Annotated in this window: 3 protein-coding genes; 2 read left to right on the forward strand and 1 reads right to left on the reverse strand. The window is 61.7% G+C overall.

Annotation, left to right across the window (positions count from 1 at the left end; all coding sequences use genetic code 11):
• Positions 1-1,873: carbon starvation CstA family protein (locus VK519_RS07795; protein WP_324348763.1), on the forward strand; the 1,873-nt coding region annotated here is incomplete at its 5' end.
• A gap of 4 nt (positions 1,874-1,877) precedes the next feature.
• The gene (locus VK519_RS07800; protein WP_324348765.1) at positions 1,878-2,081 is read left to right on the forward strand and encodes a YbdD/YjiX family protein; all 204 of its coding nucleotides are present in this window, start codon (positions 1,878-1,880) and stop codon (positions 2,079-2,081) included.
• 40 nt (positions 2,082-2,121) lie between these two features.
• Here the strand turns inward: VK519_RS07800 and VK519_RS07805 are convergent, their stop codons facing one another.
• On the reverse strand, positions 2,122-3,006 hold the full coding sequence (locus VK519_RS07805; RefSeq protein WP_324348766.1) for a hypothetical protein: 885 nt from the start codon (positions 3,004-3,006) through the stop codon (positions 2,122-2,124).
• Positions 3,007-3,415: the final 409 nt, after the last annotated feature.

The raw sequence follows: 3,415 nt of genomic DNA on the forward strand, positions 1-3,415 counted from the left end.
TCCTTCGCGCGCCACGCCAGCGGTGCTTCGCAATGACGGCCTGGACTACGTGCCCACGGACAAATGGGTGGTGTTCGGCCATCACTTCGCCGCCATCGCGGGCGCCGGGCCGCTGGTGGGTCCCGTGCTCGCCGCCCAGATGGGCTACCTGCCGGGTACGCTCTGGATACTGGTGGGGGTGATCTTTGCTGGCGCCGTACAGGACTTCATGATCCTTGGCCTTTCCCTCCGTCGCGACGGCCGCTCGCTCGGCCACATGCTGCGCGAGGAACTGGGTCCGGTGGCGGGCGTAGTAGCCATGGTCGGCGTGCTGGTGCTGATGATGATCGTGCTGGCGGTGCTGGCGCTGGTGGTGGTCAAGGCACTCACGCACAGCCCCTGGGGCACGTTCACGGTGGCGGCGACGATCCCCATTGCCCTGCTGATGGGCATCTACCTTCGCTATATCCGGCCCGGTCGCATCCTGGAGGTATCCATCATCGGCCTGGTGCTCCTCTTGACCTCCATCTGGGCGGGCGCACACGTGGCCGCTTCGCCAACGTGGGGCCCGGCATTCGATTTCGATGCCAAGGGCCTGGCATGGCTGCTGATCGCCTACGGTTTCTGTGCCTCGGTGCTGCCGGTGTGGCTGCTGCTGGCGCCTCGCGATTACCTTTCCACCTTCCTGAAGATCGGCACGATCGTGCTGCTGGCGCTGGCGATCTTCCTGGCCGCACCCACCCTGCAGATGCCGGCGGTGACCAAGTTCATCGATGGCACGGGCCCGGTATTCCAGGGCAACCTGTTTCCGTTCCTCTTTATCACCATCGCCTGCGGCGCGGTGTCGGGCTGGCACTCGATCATCGCCTCGGGCACTACGCCGAAGCTGCTGTCGAACGAGGGCGAGGCGCGCATGGTGGGTTACGGCGGCATGCTGATGGAGGCCTTCGTGGCCATCATGGCGCTGATCGCGGCATCCTCGCTGCACCCGGGCGTGTACTTTGCGATGAACTCACCCGCGGCGCTGGTAGGTACGACGGTCGAGCAGGCCGCGATGACCATCAGCCAGTGGGGCTTCGTGGTACGTCCGGATGAACTTACCCAGATCGCCAAGGACATCGGCGAAGGTACCGTCCTTGGCCGGGCCGGCGGCGCACCCACCCTCGCCGTGGGCATGGCGCAGCTGTTGCACAACATTATTCCTGGCGAAGGCATGCTGGCCTTCTGGTATCACTACGCGATCCTGTTCGAAGCACTGTTCATCCTCACCACGGTCGATGCCGGCACGCGCGTGGGCCGCTTCATGATCCAGGAGATCGCGGGACTGGTGCACCCGGAGCTGAAGAAGACCGAATCGTGGACGGGCAACCTGCTCGCCACGGCGATATGCGTGGGCCTTTGGGGATATTTCCTCTACCAGGGTTCGGTGGATCCACTGGGTGGCATCAACACGCTATGGCCACTCTTCGGCATCGCCAACCAGATGCTGGCGGCGATCGCGTTGATGCTGGCGACGGTGGTGACGGTGAAGCTCAAGCGCCAGCGCTACGTGCTCGTGCCTGGCATCCCCGCGATATGGCTGATCGTGTGCACGCTCACCGCCGGCTATCAGAAGCTGGTGGGGCCCATCAGCTTTACCGCCGCGGCGCAGAAGTACGCCGATGCACTGGCCGCCGGCACCATGCTGGCGCCGGCCAAGACTGTGGCCGCCATGCAGCAGATCATCACCAACAACCGCGTGGATATGATACTCACGGCCATCTTCATGGTGCTGGTGGTGGTAATGACGCTGTTCGGCATCCGGGCCATCATGCAGGCCTGGAAGGCCAACCGGCCCACCGCCAACGAAGAGCCCTACGTGGCGCTATCGTCGGTACCGGCGGCGGCGAGGTGACGTGATGACCACCGCGAGGGAACACCTGCAATCGACGTGGAAGTGGGCGGTGCAAACCGCCCGCCTCTGCTGCGGCGTGCCCGATTACGACGTGTACGTGGCGCACCTGAAGGAACGCCATCCGGAGAAGACGATTCCTTCGTACGGGGAGTTTTTCAGGGAAAGGCAGGAGGCACGGTACAAGGGCACGGGTGGGCGTTGCTGCTAGAACGAAGGCGTGGGACTCACGCGATTTGTAACGGCGGACATCAACCTACAAGCTCCAGAAGCTTATTATTTATAGTCGCCGTGGCGTCGTAAAGATCGTTGCTTGTCCTTGTCAAAACAAGAAGGCTTCGATCGATATCGGCGACCTGCATCTGCGTGGCAAGAATCCTGATCGGGTGATCGACGGACGTACCACCCCATTCCTCGCTCAAACGCGACTTCTCCGCTCGAAGAGCAGCAATCAACGGCTCGACCTTATTTTCCCTAAAGCGCACCCCCGAGCACTGAGCCGCCCTTCGGAGCTCTCCTCGCCGCACGGCGCTGTCCTGCACCATGCTTCGCGCCATGCTTAAGATGCTTTTGGCGTCACTTTCGATTGACTGCAGTTTCTCCATCGAAGGGCAATACACTTGCGCACCGTTGGATCGGGGGAATTTATTGATTGCCTGCTCGCAAACGCCAACGACAGTTGCACTGTTGGCGGAAGAACCACTCCCCGACATGATCAATGGCTGCGGCTGAGGCAAGGGCAGCGACTGAGGTACGTCGTCGGGCCACTGTGCCGCTGTCGCCAAACTATCGGACGTTGACGTGGCGACGAAAGCAACTGTGGTGACCACGGCGGCAGCGGCGAGCACATATCCAGTACCCCTCGGGAGTCGACCGATCGCTGTTCCGATTCCACCGGTGCCGACGCGGCTACCCGGCACGTCCATGTCATCTGAGCTCATCTCGATACTGAGTGGCCGGTACATGTCGTTGGGCATCGAAGCATGGGTACCCCGACTCAGATCGGGCGCAGTATTGGAAACACCGAGGAGTCCCTGAACTTGTTGCCTGCTGGGCGCGGGAGCTTGAGTGGGATTTATTCTGCTGTTGAAAAGACCGACTTGCGCTTGATGGCTTGCAGGGTTCATGGCGGGCATCTAATTCTCCTTCGCAAATGGGGTAGTGGCGAAGACGATTAGTAACACCCGTCGGCCGGCTGGGCTGTACCAAAACAACCATTCGCAAAGCGCATGTATGCGGAGCTGGCGATGGAGAACCACGTGCTCAAGAAGCGCGAAGCAAAGCACGGGATTGAGCATCGTTCGATATGTTGCCTTACGATGCTTTGAGAAAATTCGTATGGAACCATGCACGTGATGCCGCGATCATGTGCGGGTTGCCTGGACATCGGCAACTGGGTGTCGAAACCCTAGTACTTCAGGCCCCGCAGCAACCCTGCGGGAAACCTGTGGTTCCACCGCCTTCGGGTGGGCGACCAGGCGGGCGCAAGCCCGGCCGTTGAGTACGCGGTTTTCGACCCTGGCTCGCCCGCCACCCTATTCTTCC

The sequence above is a fragment of the Pinirhizobacter sp. genome (assembly GCF_035317885.1).
In the GTDB taxonomy this organism is placed as follows: Bacteria; Pseudomonadota; Gammaproteobacteria; order Xanthomonadales; family Rhodanobacteraceae; genus Pinirhizobacter.